Annotated in this window: 6 protein-coding genes and 1 pseudogene; all 7 read left to right on the top strand. The window is 40.0% G+C overall.

The window, feature by feature from the left end; all coding sequences use genetic code 11:
- The first annotated feature begins 729 nt into the window (after positions 1–729).
- A complete protein-coding gene (locus KNP87_RS17085) occupies positions 730–1,455 on the top strand; it encodes a hypothetical protein (RefSeq protein WP_214722379.1) in 726 nt (241 codons plus the stop codon).
- 1,423 nt (positions 1,456–2,878) lie between these two features.
- Entirely contained in the window at positions 2,879–3,208 is a 330-nt protein-coding gene (locus KNP87_RS17435; RefSeq protein WP_026827025.1) for a MobC family plasmid mobilization relaxosome protein, read from the top strand.
- Positions 3,175–3,534 (top strand): annotated as a pseudogene (locus KNP87_RS17475) (relaxase/mobilization nuclease domain-containing protein); the annotation flags it as partial. The gene KNP87_RS17435 and the pseudogene KNP87_RS17475, both read left to right, overlap by 34 nt.
- A gap of 340 nt (positions 3,535–3,874) precedes the next feature.
- Complete coding sequence (locus KNP87_RS17300) at positions 3,875–4,666, top strand: hypothetical protein (protein WP_251135673.1); 792 nt, start codon at positions 3,875–3,877, stop codon at positions 4,664–4,666.
- Positions 4,667–4,879: 213 nt separating this feature from the next.
- Positions 4,880–5,422 (top strand): alkaline shock response membrane anchor protein AmaP, encoded by a 543-nt coding sequence (gene amaP / locus KNP87_RS17070; protein ID WP_214722377.1) that lies wholly within the window; start codon positions 4,880–4,882, stop codon positions 5,420–5,422.
- 13 nt (positions 5,423–5,435) lie between these two features.
- Entirely contained in the window at positions 5,436–5,642 is a 207-nt protein-coding gene (locus KNP87_RS17065) for a DUF2273 domain-containing protein (RefSeq protein WP_214722376.1), read from the top strand.
- A 37-nt stretch (positions 5,643–5,679) separates the two neighbouring features.
- The coding region (locus tag KNP87_RS17060; RefSeq protein ID WP_214722375.1) for an Asp23/Gls24 family envelope stress response protein at positions 5,680–5,944 on the top strand (265 nt) is incomplete at its 3' end.

The raw sequence follows: 5,944 nt of genomic DNA, 5'->3' as shown, positions 1-5,944 counted from the left end.
TTGTCATTTCACGCAACGATAGGATTTTCTACTGATTTCTGACCACTCTAATTCATTTTTTGATGTAGCATGAATTTATCTCATATTTCATAAGGAGTGGCTTCAAATACGTTACCTTCGGTACTTTATCTACTTCATATTGCTCGTTCTTGTCGACTACTACATGAGCAAATACATTTCTTCCAACAAAGAACTAATCCCTATGTTAATCAAAGCAACAGCCTTATTAGTGACTGCTTTTTCTTTGATCTACATCGAACAACGAATGAAGAGGAATAAACCAAAAAAAGAAAAAGCGTAAGTTCCTTTTTCTTTCTACGAACTTCGTTTGTTAACGTACTGCGTCATAAGGATAATAAAAAGCCGTCAGTTTCTGAAGAAGCTGATGGCTTTTTATTATTTATATACTCTCTTCTTATTCAGTTTTTCTACGTCTAGTAAACGACACAAGGAATAGTGTAAAGGTAATGATTGGTAGCAGATACCAGATCGAATTACGTTCAAAGATATGCTTGAATTCGAATATAATCGCTATGAATTGAGCAATGTACATCCACATAAAAAATGTGCTGACTAGTAAGATTGCTTCAGCTGTTGTTATAAAAACTCTTTTTTGATTCTCCATAAAAACCTCCGTTAAAAATTCATTTTTATAAACGTATTTAAGCATAACGTTACACTAACAAAAAAAAGTTTTTTTGTAAAATAGGGTGATGAAACCATCTTTTTGTGTCACAATGGAAAAGAATTGTTAAAAAAGAGAGAAAAAAACATTCGAAAATCCAAAATCAGAAAGAAGGAATTAAATTGAATCCACTAATCAAATCTTCTCTATTAGCAAGCAGTGCATTGTTTTTAACAGTAGGATTTCAGCTAAATCCCGTCCAGGCAAATGAGGATGATACGAATGTAAGCTCAGAACAAACAGGGTTAGAAAGTAACGATCTTCTAAGCACAGTAGACTTTGACAACTTAAAAATTGTAGAAGAAGATGGATCTGAATCTTTCTTTGAAAGTAAAGAAGACATGCAGTTATACATCACCTACTCTAACTTACCAACTGCAACCCAAGATGTAGGACTTAAATCAATAACAGCAGCAGGAGCAATAGGAGAAACAGTAGTTGGAACAGAATACAAAAAAATGAAATTCCTTGCCTATTCCAAATATACACCAAGTTGGGCAAAAGCAAGTTCGTATACTTTAAGTCAAGGGAAGTCAGATACATTCTCTACAACTATTGCAACTAAATTTGGAGATGTAGGCGCATCTTTCACTAAAAACTACGGAACTACTACTACAATACCTGCTAATAAAAAGAAATATAGTCGCATTGCTGGATATGCAGATCTAAAGATTCAAAAAATTAAAGTTTCACTACCAAATGTAAGTTCAACTTTCTATAAAAATAAGGTCACAAAACAAGCGAAGTACGTAAAACCAAAATACAAATAACAGATCAAGAGGCTATTAACATAGTCTCTTTTTTTATGTTTAGTAAAATCCTACCGCACTCCGTTTTCGGCGTTTACGCCTTCACTTCGCTTGCTGGCGTACTGCGTCACATTGAATGGACTCGCTACGCTCACTCCTTCAACGTTCCTCGAACGACATGTTCTCCAGTCGTTGATCTTTATCTTTCCTGCATTTTCTTTTCCTTTTTTTACTCTAAAAGACTTGCTGCACTAGAAGAGCATGTGCATACTGCGGGAGGCAGGCGAGGAAAACGGCTGGATGGGCAGACTAACCCCTTGAAAATAAAAGGATTAAATCTGCCCAACGTTTCTGCGTCCAGTGTAGGACGAGGTATCCGTATGTCTAGGCGTTCCAAGACTGCAGGGGAATCACGCCCCCACGATATGACTCACTGCGCATCCTCGCGCACACAAGGCGTTTCCACGCCCTACCTTGCTGCCTTTCGGCGACTCGTCATATAATCCACTCTGAGGTGGCCAGAAGCCACCTCAGGTCGTGTCACAGCAATCATACAGCCGCCTACTAGGAAATTCCCCACCGTTTGTCGTGGGACTGCCTACGGTCTCGTACCATATGACCCCGTCTGAACCTCTCAACGATCTTTACCGTATCCCTTCGGGACTTAGGCTATGTACAGGGCTCTCCGTCCTTCCCCTGCTAACGTCGCACCACCTACTGGAACTGCGGTGATGACCGATCTATTTTACTGCATCGGCTAGATGAACCTACTCGTTTAAAGAGCGAGTGCTGACCTCTTTTATATGTAAAACCAAAACAAAAAGGACATCGTTCGATAGCAGGTTTCGCAAAACTCGCTACTGAACGATGTCCTTTTTCTGTACTAAAACCTTGTAAAGTATAGGTTTCCTTAGTATGATAAGTTCATCTAAGTTGAAGCCACGTGTCGTGTGTCTTCAACGATCAATAGCTAGTGCTTGAACACTCGCTATTCAAAAGCGTCACTTCATTGATCATCTACTCGTTTGGCGACAAGTAGATAGGAGAAGTGGCGTTTTTTGTGTTTTCGTCCATATTTTGTTACTGCTTATTGTACGCTTACATGACTTTTCTGACAATACACGAATTCAATATTTGTATAAGACTTTCAAAAGGAATACTCCTTTTTGACAGTCTTATACAATGAATCCTTTAAAGCGATCTACTAAGCTACTTCCTCAAGGAAGTAGCTTCTTTCGTCTCCCAAGACGAAAGAACCGTCTCTAATTTTTTAGAGAAAGGGGCTCGGGGAAACCCCCGACAAGCTGTATGTGCGACACGAAGTGGCTAGCAAATACGAAGCTTGCCAACCCCTCTATGAATCGAATACGATGGACGAGTAAAAGGATTTTACTCGTCCATCTTTCGAGGCATAATTCGTACGTATTCAGAGGGGGCGGTTGTTGTGAAGGCGAACCGAAAAGAGAACCGACAGGTCAATTTTCGAGTGAGTGAAGTCGAATTTGAGAAACTTTCTGAGATAGCAGAAAGTTTTCAAATGAGTGTGCCGGCTTATGTTAAAAAGCAGGCACAAGGATCGAGAATGCGACCACCGAAGATCGATCGAGAGGGCGCATTTGAGATGGCCCGTCAATTGCGTGCCATCGGGAACAACGTAAACCAGATGACCAAACACGCAAATGAGGGCAAATCAGTACCGAAAGAAGAACTGGAAAACATTCAGAAGGAGTTGAATCAGATATGGCAACAATTCAACTCGGCAATACAAAAGTAGCCAACAAGCTCATTTCCTACGCTGAGAAACGGGCAGAAGAACGATCAGGGGTCGAGTGTCCACCGGAGTATGCCAAGTCTCAGATGAAGGCGACGAGAGAATTATGGGGCAAACCGGACGGGATTCAAGCCCATCATGTCATTCAATCCTTTAAGCCAGGGGAAGTGACAGCCAAACAAGCGAACGAGATCGGGCAAGAACTCGCTCGAGCCATCTCCAAAGGGCATGAAGCCGTCATCTACACGCATACGGACAAGGAGCATATTCATAATCACATCATCATCAATGCCGTGAATTTCGAGAGTGGCAGCAAGTATCAATCTTCGAAAAAGGATCTTCATCGGATTCGCGAGGAAAGCGATCGGCTCTGTCAGGAACGAGGATTGTCCATCATCATGAAAAAGGACGCTCCAGTTCGCTATACATTGACGGAGAAAGCCCTTCTCGAGAAGGGCAAGACCTCTTGGAAGGACGAGATCCGAACGAACATCGAAGAATCGAAGAAATCCACGAATAGTTACGATGAATTTAAGGTATATCTGTTGAAGGCTCACAATATCGAGGTACGAGAACGGGGAAACACGACGACGTACTACGACCATACGAACAAAAAACGAGTAAGAGATAACAAACTAGGGGCCGATTATGAGAGGGAGGTCATCAAGGATGGGTTTGAAAGACCAATTGAATGCGAAAGAACAAGCGATGGTGAAGTCGGAAGACACACCGGAGTATCACGTGGAGAACGAGCAGGAAGCGACATCACACCAAACGCAAGCACCGTTGATTCAGAACGAACAGGAGCTTCTGGTGCGTCTGAGAGCCGTCGAGGGCTATCTGTCGACCGTCCTGCAGGAGGTCGTCCAGAAGGAAATGACGTTCCAACAGGAAATCGAGAACCTCGTTCAGATCAGCAAGGACACCGAAGAAGTGACGCATTTGATTATGAAGAATTCAACCGAAAGCTTGAGCAGTCGAAGCAAGGAACTCGAAGAGCATACCAGCAAAATAAACGGACAACTTCAGGCATTAATCGAAACGTACTCGAGCCAACTCAGCAAGAACCAGCAAGTCCTTCACGATCAGCTGAAGAACATACAGGGTACACACCTCGATCAATTGAACAGCAGCCACAAACTGATCATCGATCAACTCAAACAAACGAGCGAGAAGGCCAACAGCAGCATCATCGCGCAACAAAGCGAACTGAAGCAAATTCTCCAAGACAACACACAGAAGATCGAGACCGAAATGAGCAGTCTCAAGAGCAGGCACGAACAGCACCTAAACGAAATCACAACAAGTCTTTCGAGCAAGATCTCGAGCGTTAGATGGAAAATCATCAAGACAGAATGGCTGGATGCAGCAAAACAAGGACTGATGACTGCAGTATTTTTGGTACCAATTTATCTTTTAATTCGTTTTATCTTCATGCTTATAAACATAAATTTGCCATAAATAGCGTCTTATATTTGATAGTTTTCGTCAAAAATAATAAAAGGTGGTTGCCATTAAAATTAGCAACCACCTTTTATTATTCTAAACTACTTTAAAATAATGTTTTCATGTTCACGAGAACGGGAATGTAATGTTTATATAACTAAAAAGTTAATTTATTTATATATACATAAAATAACTTTTTAATATTTAGTATGAAAAGGAGATTCGTATATGAATAGATTTAATCGTCTTTTTCTCGTAATAGTAGGTGTTTTAGGAATATTAAGTGTTGGACTTTTAGTAATAAGTACTTACGATGTTCCCAAAATCAGCCCTGTGATAGAAAAATGGCAAAACGAGCAATGGTATAGCTATACGATTCTATCCATCGGTGGATTTTTAGCTTTCGTATTTCTTGTGCTACTGTTTACTGGTTTATTTAGTCGTTCGAAGGGAGAACGTTTGCTGATTCAAACAGGAGATGGAATTATAACTATTTCACGTGAGACAATCGAACGAACTGCTATCGAATCAATACGTGGAATTGACGGTGTCAGAACACCAAATGTTTTAGCTAATATAAACTCCAAAAAGCAAAGTGTCTCACTTATAGTTAACTGTTCTGTTTTTGGAAAAGAAGATTTACCAGCCATTGGGAAAGATATTCAAGACCATACAAAACGTTCTGTCGAATCACTTCTAGAATTACCCGTAACAAATACCACAGTTAAAATTAGTGATACGAAAACTAAAACATCTGAACGTGTCATATAGAAGAGGAGAAAATATGAGTAAAAAAGAACAACTCTACCCGTATAGATTTCGTTTGGTTGGAAGTTTTTTTGGAATTTTAATTGCAATTCTATTTTTAACCATAGGATTTGGAGCGACAATACTGCTTTTTACTTTCGCATTAACTGGTTTTTTAATTGGACAGTGGCGTGATGGTGCACTTGATGTTAAAGGATGGATTCAGTTTTTTAATCGAGACTGATTCACATATAAATTTAATTTAAAAGGAGATAATAATAATGGCTAACGAATCATTAGATACAACTGTAAAAAATGAAGAGGCACGCAAAAACAAATTAACTTTTGAAGATCAAGTAATAAAAAAAATTGCTGGTATATCTTCAAATGAAGTACAAGGCATTTTATCAATGAGTGGTGGCTTTATGAGTGGTTTGACAGATCGTCTTCGAAGCACGGAAGATATCACAAAAGGTGTAGGTGCTGAAATAGGAGAACGTGAAGTCGCACTCGACTTGCGGGTAATAGTAGAATACGGTAAGAATA

It is taken from the genome of Exiguobacterium sp. s192 (assembly GCF_018618795.1).
In the GTDB taxonomy this organism is placed as follows: Bacteria; Bacillota; Bacilli; order Exiguobacteriales; family Exiguobacteriaceae; genus Exiguobacterium_A; species Exiguobacterium_A undae.
Note: the sequence above shows the minus strand (reverse complement) of the source record. Positions and strands in the feature narration are given on the sequence as shown.

Coding starts and splice junctions, on each gene's coding strand:
- KNP87_RS17300 (WP_251135673.1), top strand. CDS start 3,875: ATGGGTTTGAAAGACCAATTGAATGCGAAAGAACAAGCGATGGTGAAG.
- amaP (WP_214722377.1), top strand. CDS start 4,880: ATGAATAGATTTAATCGTCTTTTTCTCGTAATAGTAGGTGTTTTAGGA.
- KNP87_RS17065 (WP_214722376.1), top strand. CDS start 5,436: ATGAGTAAAAAAGAACAACTCTACCCGTATAGATTTCGTTTGGTTGGA.